This window comes from Corynebacterium sp., assembly GCF_012838985.1.
Taxonomy (GTDB): domain Bacteria; phylum Actinomycetota; class Actinomycetes; order Mycobacteriales; family Mycobacteriaceae; genus Corynebacterium.
Genome location: NZ_DUOE01000125.1, coordinates 1 through 18,597, shown reverse-complemented (window position 1 = coordinate 18,597; position 18,597 = coordinate 1). Strand labels below are relative to the sequence as shown.

The 18,597-nt window shown below is 70.1% G+C and carries 16 protein-coding genes and 1 pseudogene; 3 read left to right on the top strand and 14 right to left on the bottom strand.

The genetic code is table 11. From position 1 onward, the window contains the following. On the top strand, positions 1-760 hold a 760-nt coding region (locus GXZ33_RS07345; protein WP_291340190.1), incomplete at its 5' end, for an enoyl-CoA hydratase. A gap of 12 nt (positions 761-772) precedes the next feature. Next, the gene (locus tag GXZ33_RS07340) at positions 773-1,318 is read left to right on the top strand and encodes a hypothetical protein (RefSeq protein WP_291340189.1); all 546 of its coding nucleotides are present in this window, start codon (positions 773-775) and stop codon (positions 1,316-1,318) included. Here GXZ33_RS07340 and GXZ33_RS07335 read toward each other — a convergent pair whose 3' ends face one another. From GXZ33_RS07335 to coaBC, 6 genes are all read right to left on the bottom strand, one after another. Further along, positions 1,319-2,767, bottom strand: a complete 1,449-nt coding sequence (locus tag GXZ33_RS07335; protein WP_291340188.1) for a transcription antitermination factor NusB — start codon at positions 2,765-2,767, stop codon at positions 1,319-1,321. Beyond that, positions 2,764-3,711, bottom strand: coding sequence for a methionyl-tRNA formyltransferase (fmt, locus tag GXZ33_RS07330; protein WP_291340187.1), 948 nt, complete (start codon positions 3,709-3,711; stop codon positions 2,764-2,766). Before fmt ends, GXZ33_RS07335 begins: the two co-directional genes overlap by 4 nt. Before the next feature lie 12 nt (positions 3,712-3,723). After that, positions 3,724-4,233: a peptide deformylase gene (gene def / locus GXZ33_RS07325; protein WP_291340186.1), complete on the bottom strand. Its 510-nt coding sequence runs from the start codon at positions 4,231-4,233 to the stop codon at positions 3,724-3,726. Positions 4,234-4,289: 56 nt separating this feature from the next. After that, a complete protein-coding gene (locus GXZ33_RS07320) occupies positions 4,290-6,314 on the bottom strand; it encodes a primosomal protein N' (protein WP_291340185.1) in 2,025 nt (674 codons plus the stop codon). Between the two features lie 10 nt (positions 6,315-6,324). Continuing rightward, positions 6,325-7,578 carry a methionine adenosyltransferase gene (gene metK, locus GXZ33_RS07315; RefSeq protein ID WP_291340184.1) on the bottom strand — a complete coding sequence of 418 codons (1,254 nt, stop codon included), beginning with the start codon at positions 7,576-7,578 and terminating at the stop codon, positions 6,325-6,327. 78 nt (positions 7,579-7,656) lie between these two features. Beyond that, positions 7,657-8,898 (bottom strand): bifunctional phosphopantothenoylcysteine decarboxylase/phosphopantothenate--cysteine ligase CoaBC, encoded by a 1,242-nt coding sequence (coaBC, locus tag GXZ33_RS07310; RefSeq protein ID WP_291340183.1) that lies wholly within the window; start codon positions 8,896-8,898, stop codon positions 7,657-7,659. 678 nt (positions 8,899-9,576) lie between these two features. Between coaBC and GXZ33_RS07305 the strand changes: the two genes are divergently transcribed. Continuing rightward, entirely contained in the window at positions 9,577-10,167 is a 591-nt protein-coding gene (locus tag GXZ33_RS07305; protein ID WP_291340182.1) for an HNH endonuclease signature motif containing protein, read from the top strand. A gap of 23 nt (positions 10,168-10,190) precedes the next feature. On the opposite strand, the gene rpoZ is transcribed toward GXZ33_RS07305, so the two are convergent. The 8 genes and pseudogenes from rpoZ to GXZ33_RS07265 form a co-directional block, all read right to left on the bottom strand. Beyond that, a complete protein-coding gene (gene rpoZ / locus GXZ33_RS07300; protein WP_291340181.1) occupies positions 10,191-10,490 on the bottom strand; it encodes a DNA-directed RNA polymerase subunit omega in 300 nt (99 codons plus the stop codon). 24 nt (positions 10,491-10,514) lie between these two features. Beyond that, a complete protein-coding gene (gene gmk / locus GXZ33_RS07295; protein ID WP_291340180.1) occupies positions 10,515-11,090 on the bottom strand; it encodes a guanylate kinase in 576 nt (191 codons plus the stop codon). A 3-nt stretch (positions 11,091-11,093) separates the two neighbouring features. After that, a complete protein-coding gene (gene mihF, locus GXZ33_RS07290) occupies positions 11,094-11,417 on the bottom strand; it encodes an integration host factor, actinobacterial type (protein WP_291340179.1) in 324 nt (107 codons plus the stop codon). Positions 11,418-11,625: 208 nt separating this feature from the next. After that, a complete protein-coding gene (pyrF, locus tag GXZ33_RS07285) occupies positions 11,626-12,444 on the bottom strand; it encodes an orotidine-5'-phosphate decarboxylase (protein WP_291340178.1) in 819 nt (272 codons plus the stop codon). Then, positions 12,444-15,773, bottom strand: a complete 3,330-nt coding sequence (gene carB, locus GXZ33_RS07280) for a carbamoyl-phosphate synthase large subunit (RefSeq protein ID WP_291340177.1) — start codon at positions 15,771-15,773, stop codon at positions 12,444-12,446. The genes pyrF and carB overlap by 1 nt, the downstream gene beginning before the upstream one ends. Before the next feature lie 25 nt (positions 15,774-15,798). After that, complete coding sequence (carA, locus tag GXZ33_RS07275; protein WP_291340176.1) at positions 15,799-17,007, bottom strand: glutamine-hydrolyzing carbamoyl-phosphate synthase small subunit; 1,209 nt, start codon at positions 17,005-17,007, stop codon at positions 15,799-15,801. A gap of 6 nt (positions 17,008-17,013) precedes the next feature. Next, the gene (locus tag GXZ33_RS07270) at positions 17,014-18,369 is read right to left on the bottom strand and encodes a dihydroorotase (protein WP_291340175.1); all 1,356 of its coding nucleotides are present in this window, start codon (positions 18,367-18,369) and stop codon (positions 17,014-17,016) included. 8 nt (positions 18,370-18,377) lie between these two features. Next, positions 18,378-18,597: pseudogene (locus tag GXZ33_RS07265) on the bottom strand (aspartate carbamoyltransferase); the annotation flags it as partial.

The window sequence follows — 18,597 nt, the reverse complement described above, 5'->3', positions numbered from 1 at the left end:
TGGCGCGACTGCCGCACAGCCGCTCGTCGTCACCGCCGACCACGCCGACGGGAAGATCCGGGAGATCAGGCTCAACAACCACGCGAAGCGCAACAGCCTCAACATCCCGATGTGCGACGCCATCGAGGAGGCCATGCTGGCGGCCGTGGAGGACGGCGCGCGGGTGGTGCTCCTCCACGGCGACGGCACAGTGTTCTCGGCCGGCGCGGACCTGTCCGGTGACGTCTACGCGGGTGGCTTCTACCCGCGTCTGCTGCGGATGCTCGGCACGATCCAGACCCTGCCGATCCCGGTGGTCGGCTGGATCAACGGCCCCGCCATCGGCGCCGGCACCCAGCTGTCCATGGCGTGCGACCTCCGCGTGGTCAGTGACTCGGCCCTGTTCCGGGTGCCCATCGTCGACGTCGCCATCGCCCTCGACGAGGTGACCATCCGCACCCTGGAGCACCTGGTCGGCGGGGCGATCGCCCGCACCATGCTCTTCACCGGCGCGGCCCTGTCCGCCGAGGACGCCGTCCGCTCCGGCTACGCCGTCAGGGCCGGTGGCTTCGACGACGCCCTCGAGCTGGCGCAGCTGCTCGCCTCCAAGGCCCCGCTCACCCTGCGGCACCTGAAGTACGAGTTCGCCCACACCTCCCACGCCCCCTACGACGAGACCGAGCGCGGGGAGGCCGCCGCCGCAGCCTGGCACTCGGCGGACGTGCAGGAGTCCCGGGCCGCCCGCGCCGAGAAGCGCCCGCCCCACTTCACCGGGCAGTAGCAGGCTCCCGGCATGAGTGCTCTGCGTCCCCGCATGATCCTGGCGGCGGTGGCCGTCATCGGTGGTCTCGCCGCTGTGCAGCTCGCACTGCTGGGCTTCGAGAGGTCCGCCCCGGACCAGTTCCGCAGACCCGACCCCGTGACACCCACGGTCACGCCGACGACGTACACCCCCACGCCGACACCGTCCCCGTCGCCATCCTCGCCGCCGCGGCCGGAGACCCTCCCCCTGAAGCAGGACGGCTTCTACTGGGACCTCATGGACCGCACGGAAGAGCTGATCAGGATGTACCGCGATAACCCCCTGCATGCGGACGAGGACTACAACCAGGCGTTCCTCTACCTGCTCGCCGACCAGATGGGGGCCCTGCGGATCGCCGGGCTGGAGACCGGTACCAAGGAGGAACGCTCCGAGGTCATCGGCCGTTTCACCCGGGAGATCAACCAGCTCGAGGACCGCTACTCCGCCGGCGCACCCCTGGGCACGGACGTGCACATCCGACGTGCCGACGGCAGCGAGTTCATCTACGACGGCAGCACCGCCCCGGGGCGCAGCTGATCAGGACCCCTTGCGCAGCACCGCGAAGAACATGGCGTCGGTGCCGTGGCGGTGGGGCCACATCTGCACGCTCTTGTGCGATCCGACGTCCTCCATGCCCGGCACGAGACCGTGGGCGTCGAGTTCCACGGCCCCGAGCTCGGCAACCGCCCTGTCGACGATCGCGCGGGTCTCCCGCAGATCAGGGGAGCACGTCGAGTAGACGACGACGCCCCCCGGACGTACCAGGTCAAGGGCGGAGGCGAGCAGCTCGTACTGGAGCGGCGCCAGGCCGTCGATGTCGGACTCGGACTTGCGCCAGCGGGCCTCCGGGCGACGACGCAGGGCACCGAGGCCGGAGCAGGGGGCGTCGACGAGGACGCGGTCGTAGCCGGGCTCGAGGCCCGGGTCGCGGCCGTCGGCGACGTGGACCTTCACGGGCAGTCCGCGGGTGGTCTGTTCGACCAGCTTGGCGCGGTGCGGGGAGACCTCGACGGCGTCGACGTGGGCGGCGTCGATACGCGCGAGCGCGCCCATGAGTGCGGCCTTGCCGCCGGGGCCGGCGCACAGGTCGAGCCAGCGGCCGGTGTCCTCGCCCTCGATGGGGGCCTCGACGACGGCGCGGGCGATGAGCTGCGAGCCCTCGTCCTGGACGGCGGCCAGTCCCTCGCGGACCGGGTCGAGGTCACCGGGGTCGCCGGAGCCGAGGTGGACGGCGTACGGGGAGTACTCGCCCTCCTCGCCGCCGGTCATGAGCGCCAGTTCCTCGGCGCTGATCTCACCCGGCCGGGCGACGAGGTGGACGGTCGGGCGCTGCGAGTCCGCACCGAGCGCCGCCTCCAGGTCGCCGAGGCCGAGGACCCGGGAGAAGGACTGCGCGATCCACTCGGGGTGCGCGTTGCGGAAGGCCGCGGCCGCGATCTCACCCGGCGGGGTGAGCTTCTCGATCCACTTCTCCGGCTTCGTCCGCGAGATCGTCCGCATGATGCCGTTGGCGAAACCCTTGGCCTTCTCATGGCCGGCGGCCTCCACCAGACGGACGGTGGTGTCGACCGCCGCGTGCGGCTCCACCCGCGTGTACAGCAGCTGGTAGGTGCCCAGCCGCAGCGCGTCCAGCACCTCCGGCGCGATCTGGTCGAGCCCGCGGGAGGAGCACTCCGCGATGACCGCGTCGAGCACGCCCATGGTGCGCAGCGTGCCGTAGGTGATCTCCGTGGTGAACGCGGCGTCGCGCTCCACGATCCGCCGCTCCCGCAGCATGCGCGGCAGGATCAGGTTGGCGTAGGCGTCGTCCTCCCGGACGCGGGTGAGCACGTCATAGGCCAGCAGACGCGGCTTATCGACGCCCGCCGTGTTCCGCCTCTCCGGCCGACGGCGGCTCTGCTGCGGCTTGCGGGGCGCCTGCCTGGGGGTCTGCTTCTTCGGCTCCTGTCCGGAGGAACGGGCGCGGGACCGGAATCCACCACTCACTGGAAACTCACCTTCTCGCCGGACTGCAGGGCCGCGTTGCCGCGGGCCCAGTCGGCGGCGTTCATCATCTTCTTGCCGGGGGGCTGCGCCGTTCCGAGGGTCACCGCACCGGTGCCGGTGCCGACACTGACGGTGTTCTTGTCCACGTGGACCTCGCCGGGGGCCAGTCCCTCGACGTCGGCGCCGAGGGTGACGGGGCCGATCTTCACGCGGTCGTCGAGAAGCATCGTCCACGCGCCGGGCCCGGGGGTGTGGGCGCGGATGTGCCTGTCGACGGCGAAGTCGGGCTGCGACCAGTCGACGCGCGCATCCCCGGTGGTGATCTTGGGGGCGTAGGTCGCCTCGCCGACCTGCGGCTCGGCGACCAGGGCGCCGGCCTCGAGGCCGTCCATGGTGGCGGCGAGCAGGTCCGCGCCCGAGTAGGCGAGGCGGGTGAGCAGGTCATCGGCGGTGTCGGTTCCGCGGATCTCCTCGGTGACGGTGCCCAGGACCGGACCGGTGTCCAGGCCCTCCTCGATGCGGAAGGTGGCGGCACCGGTGATGTCGTCGCCCGCGCGGATCGCGGCCTGCACCGGGGCGGCCCCCCGCCACGCCGGGAGCAGGGAGAAGTGGAGGTTGACCCAGCCGTGGGTCGGCAGGTCCAGCAGATCCGCCGGCACGAGGTTGCCGTAGGCGACGACCGGGATGGCGTCGGGCGCGAGCTCGGCGAGTCGGGCGCGGATGGCGTCCCCGTCCTCTGTCCCCGCCTTGAGGGTCGTCGGGGTGAGGACCTCGATGCCGTGCTCCTGGGCGAGCGCGCTCACGGGTGAGGGGTGCAGGGTGCGGCCCCGGCCCCGGCGGGCATCGGGGCGGGTGAGTACCGCGACGACCTCATGATCGGTCGTGAGCAGTCGCTCGAGGGCGACGACCGCGGGTTCGGGGGTGCCGGCGAAGATCAGGCGCATAAGTTTCCTTTACTACTTGTTGAACCACTCGGAGGTGCGGATCTTCGCCATCGCGTCCTTGCGGAGCTCCGGCGTGAGCCGCCTGAGGAAGAGCACCCCGTCGAGGTGGTCCGTCTCGTGCTGGATGCAGCGCGCCATGAGCCCGGAGGCGACCATGGCGATCGGCTTGCCGTCGACGTCCTGCCCGGAGACCCGGACCGTCTGGTGGCGTTCGGTGTCGGCGGAGATGTCCGGGATGGACAGGCAGCCCTCCTGGCCGAGCTGGGTCTCCTCCCCCACGGCCTCCCACACCGGGTTGATGATGTGGCCGCGCAGACCGTCCTCGATGTGGCTGCAGTCGTAGACGAAGATCCGGCGGGTCAGGCCGATCTGGTTGGCGGCCAGGCCGACACCCCCGGCCTCGTCCATGGTCTCGAGCATGTCCTCGACGAGGGTGCGCAGGCTGTCATCGAACTCGGTGACCTCGTCGGACCGGGTGGTCAGGACGGGATCGCCGAACAGGCGGATCTCACGGATTGTCATGGGTGACAGTCTACGTCCCGGGTCGCGGCGGTCGAATTCGGCGGCCACCGGCTGTCCTAGCCGATGTGCAGCGGATCCACCTGGATGCGCAGCGGCAGGTCCTCCTTGCGGCCGGCCTTCGCCACCACCGCCGCCCGCAGTGCGCGGCCCAGCGCCGCCCGCGGCCCGAGGGGGGCGCGCAGGAGCAGACGCTGCGGTGGGCCGTAACGGCGTTCGTCGTACTCCCCCGGCAGGGTGACACCGGGCGGCAGGTCGACCGGCCCGAGGACCTCCACCTCAGGGGGCAGGGTGACCAGTTCGAGGAAGGTGTCCAGGGCGGCGTTCGCCCCGTCGACGGCGACCATGTGGACGGCCGGGGGGAAGCCGACGTCGCGACGCTGCGCCAGCTCCCGGGCCGCCGCCCCGACCATGTCCCAGCGGATGAGGGACTGCACCACCGGCAGGCCCGCATCGGCGACGACCACCACCTCCCCGCTCCGGTAGGCGGGGGCGACGAGGGTGGCCGCCCCGACCCACTTCGCCAGGGCGTCCTCGGTGGCGCGCAGATCCTGCCGGCCGAGGAGGGACCAGGTGTCGAGCAGGACCGCGGCCCCGTAAGCCCCGTCGGTGACCCGCGGTTCGGCGCCCGGGGTGGCCACGACCAGGGACTTCTCCGCCGGCACCGCCTCCACGACGCGGTTGCCACCGGAGGTGACCACCCGCACCGAGGGGAAGGCCCGCCCCAGTTCCTCGGCGGTACGGTCCGCCCCCAGGACGACGGCGCGCAGGCGGGGGGAGCCGCAGTCGCCGCAGCGGTGCCGGGCGTCGGGGGCGCCGCACCAGCGGCAGGTGGGCACGCTGCCGTGTTCTCCCCCGCCGACGGGCGGACCCAGCGGCCCGTTGCAGCGGCGGCAGCGGGCGGGTGTGCGGCAGGAACCGCAGGCCAGGGTGGGTACATAGCCCTTGCGCGGCACCTGGACCAGGGCGGGTTCACCGCGGTCGAGGGCACCCCGCAGGGCCTCGAAGGCCCGTTTCGGCAGGCGGGCGGAGGCAGCCAGCGGGTCCCGCTCCAGCTCGAAGTCGGAGTCCGCGGTGGCGCGGATGAGCGGGGCGCGGCGGCGCACCGTGTCGCGGGAGGCGACCAGGTCGTGCACCCAGCCGGACTCCACGAGCAGCTGCGTCTCCGCGGAGCGCGTGTGGCCGGCGAGGATGAGGGAGCAGCCCTCCTGGGCGCTGCGGGTGGTCAGCACCTCACGGGCGTGGACGTAGGGGGCGCGGGGGTCGACGAGGTTGTCGTCGCCGTCGTGGAGGACGACGGCCAGCCGCAGGTCGTGGACCGGGGCGAAGGCCGCCGACCGGGTGCCGATGACCAGCCGCCCCTGCCCCGCCAGCACCGAGAGAAACCGCCGGTAGCGGGCCTGCGGCCCCTGCGCCGCGGTGAGCACGGTGATCTGCTTCGCCCCCACCAGTTCCCGCAGGGCGGCCTCCAGCGTGACGACGTCCCGCTGGTCCGGCACCACCACCAGCGCCCCGCCCCCGTCGAGGACCACCTTGACGGCCAGCGCCGCCAGCGCCTCCGCCCAGGAGTCCCCGGGGGCGACCTGCCAGGCGGCCCGCGCCGTCTGCCCGGCCAGCACCGCATCGACGAAGGACATCCCGAACTCGTAGGACGCCCACGCCGAGAGATCCGGTTCGGAGACCTCCCCCAGGTCCTCCCAGGGGGTCGACACGTCCGCCTCCTCCGCACGCGCGTGCCGGGTGGGCAGCGCCGCCCGGATGAGATCGGAACGGTTGCCGGCGTAGCGGTCGGCCAGGGCGTCAATGAGCCGGGCGGTACGCGGCGGGTACACGACGTTCGGGGAGATCACCCGCTCGATCCAGCTGAGCCGACCCTCGTGCTCGGAGTGGGCGCGGCGTTCCAGGAGGACGGCGTCGACCAGCCGCCCGGCGAAGCGGATGCGGACGCGGACGCCGGGCCGGGCGTCGTCGTCAAGCGTCGACGGCACCTGGTAGTCGAAGGGCCGGTCGAGGTGCGCCAGGCCCAGGAGAGGAAGAACCCGCGCCACCGGCAGGTGTTCTGCGGGGACGCGGGGGGAGGCCATGCCGAATACTCTAGCGGCCCAGAGCCGCCTTGAGCTCGTCCACCCGGTTGAGGCGCTCCCACGGCAGATCCAGGTCGAGCCGGCCGAAGTGACCGTAGGCGGAGGTCTGCGCGTAGATGGGACGCAGCAGGTCGAGCTCACGGATGATCGCGGCGGGCCGCAGGTCAAAGACCTTCTCGACGGCCCCCTGGATGTCCGCGTCACTGAGCCCCTCGGCGGCGGTGCCGAAGGACTCCACGTAGAGGCCGACCGGCTTCGCGCGGCCGATGGCGTAGGCCACCTGCACCTCGACGCGCTCGGCCAGGCCGGCGGCGACGATGTTCTTGGCCACCCAGCGCATGGCGTACGCGGCGGAGCGGTCCACCTTGGACGGGTCCTTGCCGGAGAAGGCGCCGCCACCGTGGCGGGCCATGCCGCCGTAGGTGTCGACGATGATCTTGCGGCCGGTCAGGCCGGCGTCACCCATCGGGCCACCGAGGATGAAGGAACCGGAGGGGTTGACCAGGAGGGTCAGCTCCTCGTCGACCATGCCGGTCAGCCCGGCGTCGGCGACGACCCAGTCGAGGACGTGCTCACGCAGCTGGTCGTGGAGCCACTCCTGGGTGACCTCCGGGTCGTGCTGCGTGGAGATGACCACCGTGTCGAGGCGGACCGGGCGGTCCTGCTCGTCGTAGGCGAAGGTGACCTGGGTCTTGCCGTCCGGACGCAGGTGCGGGACAATGCCCTCCTTGCGCACCTGGGTGAGGCGGCGGGCGAGGCGGTGCGCCAGGGCGATGGGCAGCGGCATGTACTCCGCGGTCTCGTTGCTGGCGTAGCCGAACATGAGGCCCTGGTCGCCGGCGCCGGCCCGGTCGTCCTCGTCGATCTCGGCGCCCGAGCGCTCCTCGTGGGAGGAGTCCACGCCGTCGGCGATCTCCTGGGACTGCTCACCGATGGCGATGTTGACGCCGCAGGTGGTGCCGTCAAAGCCCACCTCGGAGGAGATGAAGCCGATCTCCACGAGAGTCCTGCGCACGAGCTGCGGGATCTCGACGTAGCCGGTGGTGCGGACCTCACCGACGACGTGGACCTGGCCGGTGGTCACGAGCGTCTCGACGGCCACGCGCGCGGTCGGATCCTGCTCGAGCATGGCGTCGAGGATGGTGTCCGAGATGGCGTCGCAGATCTTGTCCGGATGGCCCTCGGTCACGGACTCGCTGGTGAACAGGCGGATCGTGGCGGGCTTGTCGAAGGCCACCGTGGTGGTGGCGGGGTTCTCTGACACGGGCGGGTCCTTTGCAAGGGTGAAATAGATGATACGACTGAGCGTCCCGCTCAATATAGACCAAGCGGTCTAAAAGCGTCAATTACGCAGCTCATCGACGGCGTTGAGGATCGCCGCCGCCACCACATGCTTGGAACCGTCCGGAACCTCGGTGACGGTACCGTCGGTGGTGAGCAGCCACCCGCTGTTCCGGGCCTGCCCGAAGACCTTGCCCTCCCCCACCTCATTGGCCATGAGCAGGTCACAGCCCTTGCGGACGAGCTTGGCCTGCGCGAACTCGAGCGCACTGGTCTGTTCATCACCGGTCTCCGCGGCGAAGCCGACGATGGTGGTCTCCGCGGGGACGAGACCGTCGCGGCGCTGCTGCACCGTCGTGGCGAGGATGTCCGGATTCTCCACCAGCTCCACGTTCATGAGGGCCGCATCGTCGCTGCCCTTCTTCATCTTCGCCCCCGCCTGGCTGACGGGACGGAAGTCCGCGACAGCCGCCGCCATGATGATGACGTCCTGCTCCGGGGCCAGCTTCCCGACGACCTCCGCCATCTCCCGCGCACTGGTCACCTTCTCGACGCGCGCCCCCGACGGCGTCGGCAGATCATCGGTGGCACCGGCGACGATGGTCACCTCAGCGCCCCGGTGGGCGGCGATCTCCGCCAGCGCGAAACCCTGCCTCCCCGAGGAACGGTTGCCCAGGAAGCGCACCGGATCCAGATTCTCCTGCGTGCCGCCGGACGTGATAAGTACCTTCCGCCCCGTCCAGTCCGGCGTGAGGTCCGCCCCGTCGAGAACCGCGCGGACCAGCTCGGCGATCTGATCCGGCTCCGGCAGGCGCCCCGGACCGGTGTCCTTGCCCGTGAGACGGCCGTGAGCCGGCTCAAGGACGATGACGCCCCGCTCCCGCAGGGTCCTCACGTTGGCCTGCGTGGCGGCGTTCCACCACATCTCCGTGTGCATCGCCGGGACGACGATGACCGGGCACAGCGCCACGAGCACCGTCGCGGTGAGCAGGTCATCGGCCCGACCTGCCACCAGCCGCGCCATGACGTCCGCCGTCGCCGGGGCGATGACCACCGCATCCGCCTCCTGGCCGACCCGCACATGCTGCACCTCGTCCACCGCGTCGAAGACGGTCGTCGACACGGGATGCCCGCTCAGCGCCTCGAAGGTCGCCGCGCCGACGAAGTTGAGGGCGCTCGGGGTCGGCACCACGCGGACATCGTCCCCCGCCTCCTTGAGGTCCCGCACCAGGTGACAGGCCTTGTAGGCGGCGATTCCCCCGGACACTCCGACAACGATACGACGTGGCTGCTTCTGAGTCATGAATCTGACTCTAGTCAAGCGGGCGACTCCCGCGTGCGCCTGTGCCTGTGGATGGACGGGGTTCATCCACAACCCCGCCACCACACTTGTCGACGCCTCCTCGCCCCCGATCTATCGTCCGGGCCATGCACACCATCGAGCTGCTCCGGGCCCTGCGCGCCATGCCGGTCCTCCAGGGCCTGTCCGCCGGCACCGTGACCGTCGATGAGCTCACCCGGCTCGGCTACCGCGACGCCCCCGCCTGGGCCGCGATGTCCGCCACCTACTACGGTCCCACCCGCTTCAAGGCACTCCAGGAAACCGCCCGGGACGCCGCCGCCGAACTGTCCCTGGACGCACTGATGACCATCGAGAAACACACCCGCAAACTCCTCAGGGAAGCCCCCGTCACCCCCTGGGAACTGCGGGTGGAGCTGTGCAGCCTGCGCGGCACCGTCCCGGAGATCGACCGCGCCGCCGCCGCCCGGGTCCGCGAACTCAACCGCCAGGTGGACAACGCCGAACAGAAGGCCTGGGGCCACCGCGCCCTCAAAGGCGGCAAGAACACCGACCCCCCTGGGACTGCGCACCTTCACCGTCACCGGACCGGAACGCCACATCGAGGCGTACCCCAGCCAGGTTCGCACCCACGCCCGCCGGTTACGCCGCGACACCCCTCAGCTCAGCTACGAACAGGCCATGTTCGATGCGCTCATGGCCTCCACCGGCGGTGGACACCCCGGCCCCGTGCCCCCGATCCCGCACGTCGTCGTCCCTGTCCCCGACTGGGCCCGGGTCCTGCGCCACGAAGGCGACGAGACGATCTTCGCACTGACCGACGGCACCACCATGACCGGGGCCCAACTGCTCGCCGAGGTCACCGCCGCCCATCACATCGCCAGCCTCTACCACCCGGTCGAAGGACCGGTCAACGCCTACCGTTCGGAACGCACCGCCTCCCCGAAGCAACGCATGCTGCTGGCGGTGGAGTCCCTGCTGTGCGAAGGACCGGAGTGCACCACCCCGGCCGACCAGTGCGAGGTCCACCACCTCAGGGCCTGGAAGAAGGGCGGGGAGACCAACATCGCCAACCTGACCATGCTGTGCCGCAAACACAACACCCGCAACGACGACGACCCTGACGAACCACCCAGGAACGGACGCTTCGAACGCCGGCCCGGCGGGGTGGTCTTCCTCCCGCCCGACGGCGGGCCACCCCGGACCAACCGCCACCCGCTCCGCAGACTCTCCGCCAGAGACGACAACACCCCCTCCGCCACGGGTGGCTGAGGGGGTGTGGAAGAGAGGGACGCCTAGGCGCCTTCCTCGTGGTCCAGCAGGCCCGCTTCGATCTCGCGCAGGGCGATGGACAGCGGCTTCTCGCCGGGCTCCGGGGTCACCAGAGGACCGACGAACTCGAAGACGCCTTCATCATGCTGCTGGTAGTAGCTGTTGATCTGGCGTGCACGCTTGGCAGCGAAGATCACCAGCGCGTACTTGGACGACACCTTGTCCAGCAGCTCATCGATCGGCGGGGCGGTGATGCCCTCCGGCTCGTCGTAGACGGCTGTAGAGATGGCGGAGTTGGACGTGTCGTTGTTCACGTTGGTCACGTACACCTTTTTCTGGGTTGAGAGTTAAAGCCTACCGAGCAGAATATCACTGATGGCCTGGACAGCCTCATCCAGCTCTTCATTGACCACGACGTGGTCGAACTCGTCCTGGCTGGCCAGTTCCTCGCGGGCGGTCTCCAGGCGACGTGCGATGACGTCCTCGGGTTCCGTTCCGCGGCCGGTGAGACGCTCGACGAGCACCTCCCATGACGGCGGGGCGAGGAAGATGGATTGTGCCTCGGGCATCATCTTCTTGACGTTGCGGGCGCCCTCCAGGTCAACCTCCACGAGCACGGGGCGATCCTGTGCGAGTGCCTCCCGGACGGGGGCTGCGGGAGTGCCGGAGCGCTGGATGCCGCCGTGGATGTCAGCCCACTCGAGCATCATGCCGTTGTCGATGTTCTCCTGGAACTGGTCCGGGGAGACGAAGAAGTAGTCGACGCCGTCGACCTCGCCGGGACGCGGAGCGCGGGTGGTCATCGACACGCTGAAGTACAGGCGGTCGACGTCGCTGCGCAGGCGATGAACCACAGTGGACTTACCCACCGCGGATGGACCGGCCAGGACGACCAGCCGACCCGCGGGGTTCTCGCCGGGCATAGCCTAGTCCTCGGAGAAGCCGAAGCGCTCCAGCAGGGCGCGACGCTGACGGTCACCGAGGCCACGGAGGCGGCGGGTCTGGGCGATCTCGAGCTGCTCCATGATCTCCTTGGCCTTGACCTTGCCCACCTTCGGGAGGGCCTCGAGCAGAGCGGAGACCTTGGTCTTGCCGATGATCTCGTTCTCCTGAGCCTTGTCGAGAACCTCCTTGAGGTTCGTCTCTCCACGCTTGAGCTGCTCCTTGAGCTCAGCGCGTGCCTTGCGGGCCTCAGCGGCCTTTGCGAGGGCTGCCTTGCGCTGCTCGTCAGTCAACTGGGGAAGGGCCACGGGGTTTCCTCCGATTCAAATGGGCTGATAGTTCAAGTTGTCCGGGTACTCGCGTACCAGATCTCAGCGGACTGTGGTCACACCACAGACGCTGACTCCGGACCAGTTTAGCACCGGCCCCGACGCCACCCCTCTGACATGCCCGTTCAGGCACATCAGCGGATCGCGATTTCTAAAGTACCAGGTCGCCACCCGGTCGTCCCAATATTCAGCGACCTGGGAATTCTGCGGCGGCCGCGACCACCGCGTCGCGCAGGTCCCCGATCCGGGGACCGGCGCCGAGGACGGCGCGGGAGATGTTCGGGAAAGCGAGCTTCTCGACGCCCCGCGCGATCCGCTCCACATCCTCCGCCGAACCACCCTGCGCGCCGACGCCCGGCATGAGCACCGGGCCGTTGAGCGCGGACAGGTCGGGTGCCTGGCTGAGGGTGGCGCCGACGACGACACCGATGTTGCCGGGACCCTCGTGGGCGGCGTTGCGCGCCGCACACTCGTCGACGACCTGCTGGGCGATGGTGCGACCGTCCTGACCTGCATGGTTCTGCAGGACCACGGCCTCCGGGTTGGAGGTCGCGGCCAGGACGAACACTCCCCCGCCGGTGGCCTCCGCCAGGTCGAGGACCGGGGCGAGGGCCCCGACCCCGAGGTAGGGGGAGACGGTGACGGCGTCGGCACGCAGCGGGGAGTTCTCCCCCAGCCACGCGTCGGCGTAGCCGGCCATGGTGGAGCCGATGTCGCCGCGCTTGGCGTCGGCGACCGTGAGGCAGCCGGCCTCGCGCAGCGCCGCCAGCGTGGCCTCCAGGACCTTGAAGCCGGCGGAGCCGTAGCGCTCGTAGAACGCCACCTGGGGCTTGACCAGTGCCGCGGTGTCGGCGAAGGCCTCCACGCAGCGGCGGCTGAACTCAGCCAGACCCACGACCGAGTCCTCCAGACCCCACGCCTCCAGGAGGGAGGCGTGCGGGTCGATGCCGACGCACAGGCGGCCGCGGGTGGCGGCGGCGTCGAGAAGCCGGGAACCGAAGGTCATCAGTGCTCGAGCTCCTGCAGGGCGAGGACGCTGAGGTCGTCGGCACGCAGTGCCTCGATGCCCTGGACGGCGGCGGTGATGCCCTGGACGGTGGTCACCAGCGGGACGCCGGCGCTGACGGCGGCGCCACGGATGTCGTAGCCGTCGTGGCGGGCGCCGGCGGAACCGGCCGGGGTGTTGAGGATGAGGTCGATCTCACCCGCGAGGATGAGGTCCACGATGGACTGGCCCTCGGCGCCGCCGCGGATGTCGGAGGCCTTGAGCACGGTCTCACACTCGATGCCGTTGCGGCGCAGCATGGAGGCGGTGCCGGCGGTGGCCAGGAGGGTGAAGCCGAGGGAGGCGAGACGCTGGATCGGGAAGATCAGCGTGCGCTTGTCCCGGTTGGCCACGGACACGAAGATGCGGCCCTCGGTGGGCAGCTCGCCGAACGCGGCGGCCTCGGCCTTGGCGAAGGCCGCGCCGAAGTTGTCGGCCAGGCCCATGACCTCACCGGTGGACTTCATCTCCGGGCTGAGCAGGGTGTCCAGCATGGAGCCGTCCTCCGTGCGGAAGCGGTTGAAGGGCAGCACGGCCTCCTTCACCGCGATCGGGTGGTCCAGCGGGAGGGAGCCACCGTCGTAGTCGGTGGGGATCATGCCCTCCTCGCGCAGCTCGGCCAGGGTGGCGCCCATCATGATGCGGGAGGCGGCCTTGGCCAGGTGGACACCGGTGGCCTTGGACACGAACGGCACCGTACGGGAGGCACGCGGGTTGGCCTCGATGACGTAGAGGATGTCGTCCTTGAGGGCGAACTGGACGTTCATCAGGCCCTTGACGCCGATGCCGTGCGCCAGCGCGCGGGTCGACTCGCGGACCTTCTCGATGTCCTCCGGGCCCAGGGTCATCGGCGGGAGGGCACAGGCGGAGTCACCGGAGTGGATGCCGGCCTCCTCGATGTGCTCCATGACGCCGGCCAGGTAGACCTCCTCGCCGTCGCACAGGGCGTCGACGTCGATCTCGATGGCGGAGTCGAGGAAGCGGTCGACCAGGACCGGGTGATCCGGGGACAGCTCGGTGGCGCGCTCGATGTAGTCGGCTAGGGACTCCTCGTCGTAGACGATCTCCATGCCGCGGCCACCCAGGACGTAGGACGGGCGGACGAGCACCGGGTAGCCGATGGTGTCGGCGACCTCGCGGGCCTCCTCGAAGGAGGTGGCGGTGCCGAAGGCCGGGGCCGGGAGGGCCGCCTTGCGCAGGACCTCACCGAACTCGCCGCGGTCCTCGGCCAGGTCGATGGCCTCCGGGGTGGTGCCCACGACGGGGACACCGGCGTCGGCCAGGCGCTGGGCCAGGCCGAGCGGGGTCTGGCCGCCCAGCTGGACGACGACGCCGGCGACGGTGCCGGACTGGGACTCCGCGTGGTAGATCTCCAGGACGTCCTCGAAGGTCAGCGGCTCGAAGTAGAGACGGTCGGCGGTGTCGTAGTCGGTGGACACGGTCTCCGGGTTGCAGTTGACCATGACGGTCTCGTAGCCGATGCGGGACAGCTCGAGGGCGGCGTGGACACAGGAGTAGTCGAACTCGATGCCCTGGCCGATGCGGTTCGGGCCGGAGCCCAGGATGATGACCTTCTCCTTCTCGGTCTGCGCGGTGACCTCCGACTCGGCGGAGGGGTCCAGCTCGTAGGCCGAGTAGTGGTACGGGGTCTGCGCCTCGAACTCGCCGGCGCAGGTGTCGACGGTCTTGTACACCGGGCGGATGCCCAGGGACCAGCGCAGGCGGCGGACGCCGTCCTCACCGGCGAACTCCGGGCGCAGGGCGGCGATCTGGGCGTCGGACAGTCCCAGGTACTTGGCCTCGCGGAGGAGGTCGGCGTCGAGGACGGGGGCGTCGAGAAGCTCCTGGCGGAAGTCCACCAGGGCCTTCATCTCGGCGAGGAACCACGGGTCGACGGAGGAGGCCTCGTGGACCTGCTCGACGGTGGCGCCCAGGCGCAGGGCCAGGTCGATGTCGTAGAGGCGGCCGTCGGTCGGGCGCTTGAGGTCCTCGAGGACCGCGTCGAGGTCGGTGGCGCGGTCGCCGGCGAAGGACTCGTCGTCGGTGGTCCAGAAGCCGTGCTGCTTCTGCTCCAGGGAACGCATGACCTTGTTGAGGCCGGCGATGTAGTTGCGGCCGATGCCCATGGCCTCACCGACGGACTTCATGGTGGTGGTGAGGGTGTCCTCGGCGCCCGGGAACTTCTCGAAGGCGAAGCGCGGGGCCTTGACGATCACGTAGTCCAGGGACGGCTCGAAGGCGGCCGGGGTGACGCCGGTGATGTCGTTGGTGATCTCGTCGAGGGTGTAGCCGATGGCCAGCTTGGCGGCGATCTTGGCGATCGGGAAGCCGGTGGCCTTCGACGCCAGCGCGGAGGAACGCGACACGCGCGGGTTCATCTCGATGGTGATGCAGCGGCCGTCGGCCGGGTTGATGGCGAACTGGATGTTGCAGCCGCCGGTGTCGACGCCGACCTCACGGATGATCGCGATACCCAGGTCGCGCAGCTCCTGGTACTCACGGTCGGTGAGGGTCAGGGACGGGGCGACGGTCACCGAGTCACCGGTGTGCACGCCCATGGCGTCGACGTTCTCGATGGAGGCGACGGCGATGACGTTGTCCTTGGAGTCACGGACGAGCTCGAGCTCGAACTCCTTCCAGCCGAGGATGGACTCCTCGATGAGGACGTTGGCCTCCGGGGAGGCGGCCAGGCCGCCACCGGCGATGCGCTCGAGGTCCTCCTCGTTGTACGCCAGGCCGGAGCCCAGGCCACCCATGGTGAAGGACGGGCGGACGACGACCGGCAGGCCCAGCTCGGCGACGGTCTCGTGGACCTCCTCCATGTTGTGGCAGACGCGGGAGCGGGCGGACTCGCCGCCGACGGACGCGACGATGTCCTTGAACATCTGACGGTCCTCGCCGCGCTGGATGGCGGGGATGTCGGCGCCGATGAGCTCGACGTTGTACTTCTTCAGGCTGCCGCGGCGGTCCAGCTGGATGGCGGCGTTGAGGGCGGTCTGGCCGCCGAGGGTGGCCAGGACGGCGTCGATCGGGTGGCCCTGCTCGATCTCCTTCTCGAAGATCTTCTCGATGTACTCGGGCTCGATCGGCTCGACGTAGGTGTGGTCGGCGAACTCCGGGTCGGTCATGATGGTCGCCGGGTTCGAGTTGATGAGGGTGACCCGCAGGCCCTCCTCCTTGAGGACGCGGCAGGCCTGGGTGCCGGAGTAGTCGAACTCACAGGCCTGACCGATGACGATCGGGCCGGAGCCGATGACCAGGACGTGCTTGATGTCTGTGCGCTTGGGCATTGTTTTCCTTAAACTCCTGGTTTCTTTACTTCTCGACGCCTGCGTGGCCGGTGGAACCGTCCATCAGCTCGATGAACTGGTCGAACAGCGGGTTCGCGTCGCGGGGGCCGGCGGCGGACTCCGGGTGGAACTGGACGGAGAAGGCGCGGCCGTCGACGAGTGCGACGCCCTCGACGGTGTCGTCGTTGAGGCACACGTGGGTGACGCGGGCCGGACCGAAATCGGTCTCGAAGGTCTCCCCCTCCGGCGCACGGAGGGCGAAGCCGTGGTTCTGGGAGGTGATGTCGATCCTGCCGGTGGCGAGGTCCTTGACCGGCACGTTGATGCCGCGGTGGCCGAACTTCAGCTTGTAGGTCTCCAGGCCGAGGGCACGGCCCAGGATCTGGTTGCCGAGGCAGATGCCGAACAGCGGCAGACCGGCCTCGATGATCTCGCGGGTGGTGGCGACCATCGCGTCAGCGGTGGCCGGGTCGCCCGGGCCGTTGGACAGGAAGACGCCGTCCGGGGAGTACTGCGCCAGGTCGGCGAACGGGGTGGACGCCGGGACAACGACGGTGCGGATGCCGCGCGCGGCGAACTGCGCCGGGGTCGTCGACTTCAGGCCCAGGTCGTAGGCGACGACGGTGTACTTCGCCTCGCCCTCGGCGGGGACCTCGTAGACCTCGTTGGTGGAGACCTCGGTGGTCAGGTCGGCGCCGTCCATGGTCGGCTGCGCCTTGACCTCGGCGATGAGGACCTCGACCGGGCGGTCGGCGTTCTCGCCGGTGAAGATGCCCGCCGGCTGGGTGCCGTGGTCACGCAGGTGACGGACCACCGCACGCGTGTCGATGCCGCGGATGCCCACCAGGCCCTGCTCCGTCATCTCCTCCGGCAGGCTGCGCTGCGCACGCCAGTTGGAGACACGGTGCGCGAGGTCACGGATGACCAGGCCGGCGGCCCAGATGCGGCCGTCGCGGGACTCGTTGTCCTCGTCGTTCCAGCCGGTGTTGCCGATCTGCGGGACGGTGGCCACCACGATCTGACGGTGGAAGGAGGGGTCCGTGAGGGTCTCCTGGTAGCCGGTCATGGCGGTGGTGAACACGGCCTCGCCGAGGGCCTTGCCGGCGGCGCCGAAGCTGTAGCCGCGGAAGGTGCGGCCGTCGGCGAGCACGAGCACGGCCGGGATGCGGGTGTGGGTGGAGGACGTCAAGGCGTCACCTTTCGCAGTGTGGACGGTGTTGTCGGTGTGATTCATGTCTGGTTACTTCTCCTCGCGCGGCTCGGCAGCGACGCCGTCGACGCAGGTCAGGCGTCCACGGAGCACCGTGGTGGTGACCTTCGCGGAGAATTCCATGCCCTCGTAGGGGGTGTTCTCGGCCTTGGAGGCCATGTCTGCGCCACGGGCGGTCCAGGTGCTGCCCGGATCCACGATCGTGAGGTTGGCGGGCTCGCCGACCTCGATGGGGCGGCCGTGACCCGGCAGGCGGACGATCTCGGCGGGACGCTCGCTCATCACCTTGGCCACCCAGCGCCAGTCGGCGCGGCCGGTGGCCACGAAGAGCTCCGCGACGATCGCCAGGGAGGTCTCCAGGCCGAGCATGCCCGGCTTGGCGTACTCGAACTCCACGCACTTCTCCTCCGAGCCGTGCGGGGCGTGGTCGGTGGCGACGCAGTCGATGGTGCCGTCGAGAAGCGCGTCCCGCAGGGCCAGGGTGTCGTGCTCCTCGCGCAGCGGCGGGTTGACGCGGTACTGGCCGTCGTAGGTGTGCAGCTTCTCGTCGGTGAGCAGCAGGTGGTGCGGGGTGACCTCGGCGGTCATCGGGATGCCCTGCGCCTTGGCCCACTTGACCAGCTCGACGGAGCCGGTGGTGGAGGCGTGGCACACGTGGACGCGGTTGCCGTAGTCGCGGGCGAGCAGTGCGTCGCGGGCGACGATGGACTCCTCGGCGGCACGCGGCCAGCCCCGCAGGCCCAGCTTCGCGGCGGTCTCGCCCTCGTGCGCGACGGAGCCCTGGGTCAGGCGCGGATCCTCGGCGTGCTGGGCGAGGAGGACGTCCTGGCCCCTGGCGTACTCGAGGGCCCGGCGCATGATCTGCGGGTCGTCGACGCACTTGCCGTCGTCGGAGAACATGCGCACGCGGGCCTGGGAGTTGGCCATCATGCCGAACTCGGTGAGCTCCTTGCCGCCCAGGTCCTTGGTGATGGAGCCGATCGGGTGCACGTCGCAGATCGCGGCGTGCTGGCCCTTGAGCCACACGGACTCGGCGATGACCGGCTGGTCCATGACGGGCATCGTGTTGGCCATGGTGAACACGGCGGTGAAGCCGCCCTTGGCGGCTGCCTGGGAACCGGTGATGATGGTCTCGGTGTCCTCGCGGCCCGGCTCACGCAGGTGGACGTGGATGTCCACCAGGCCCGGCAGCAGGACATGACCCCGGCCGTCGACGGTGCGGTCGGCCTCCGCGTCACGGTCCGCGTCCAGGGAGACGATGACTCCGTCCTCGATGAGGACGGTGACGGGGTCGCCCTCGCCGTACAGGCGGACGTCGACAAGCTTCAGAGTGCCGGCCTCGACGGGGGCCAGAGGACCGGTGGCGGGGAAATCAGCGTTGGTCATGGGAACTCCTAGATTCCGGACGTGCCATCGGTGGCGAGCAGGGTGAACAGGACGGCCATGCGCAGGTGGACACCGTTGTTCACCTGCTGCAGAACGGCGGAGTTGTCGTAGTCGGCGACGGCGTGGTTGATCTCCATGCCGCGCAGCATCGGGCCGGGGTGCATGATGATCGCGCCCTCCTTCATCGACGCCGCGCGCGCCTTCGACAGGCCGTAGAGGGTGGCGTAC

Coding starts and splice junctions, on each gene's coding strand:
- def (WP_291340186.1), bottom strand. CDS start 4,233: ATGACAATCCGTGAGATCCGCCTGTTCGGCGATCCCGTCCTGACCACC.
- pyrF (WP_291340178.1), bottom strand. CDS start 12,444: ATGACCTTCGGTTCCCGGCTTCTCGACGCCGCCGCCACCCGCGGCCGC.
- GXZ33_RS07270 (WP_291340175.1), bottom strand. CDS start 18,369: ATGACCAACGCTGATTTCCCCGCCACCGGTCCTCTGGCCCCCGTCGAG.
- gmk (WP_291340180.1), bottom strand. CDS start 11,090: ATGCCCGGCGAGAACCCCGCGGGTCGGCTGGTCGTCCTGGCCGGTCCA.
- GXZ33_RS07340 (WP_291340189.1), top strand. CDS start 773: ATGAGTGCTCTGCGTCCCCGCATGATCCTGGCGGCGGTGGCCGTCATC.
- fmt (WP_291340187.1), bottom strand. CDS start 3,711: ATGCGCCTGATCTTCGCCGGCACCCCCGAACCCGCGGTCGTCGCCCTC.
- GXZ33_RS07320 (WP_291340185.1), bottom strand. CDS start 6,314: ATGGCCTCCCCCCGCGTCCCCGCAGAACACCTGCCGGTGGCGCGGGTT.
- coaBC (WP_291340183.1), bottom strand. CDS start 8,898: ATGACTCAGAAGCAGCCACGTCGTATCGTTGTCGGAGTGTCCGGGGGA.
- GXZ33_RS07305 (WP_291340182.1), top strand. CDS start 9,577: ATGTTCGATGCGCTCATGGCCTCCACCGGCGGTGGACACCCCGGCCCC.
- carB (WP_291340177.1), bottom strand. CDS start 15,773: ATGCCCAAGCGCACAGACATCAAGCACGTCCTGGTCATCGGCTCCGGC.
- carA (WP_291340176.1), bottom strand. CDS start 17,007: ATGAATCACACCGACAACACCGTCCACACTGCGAAAGGTGACGCCTTG.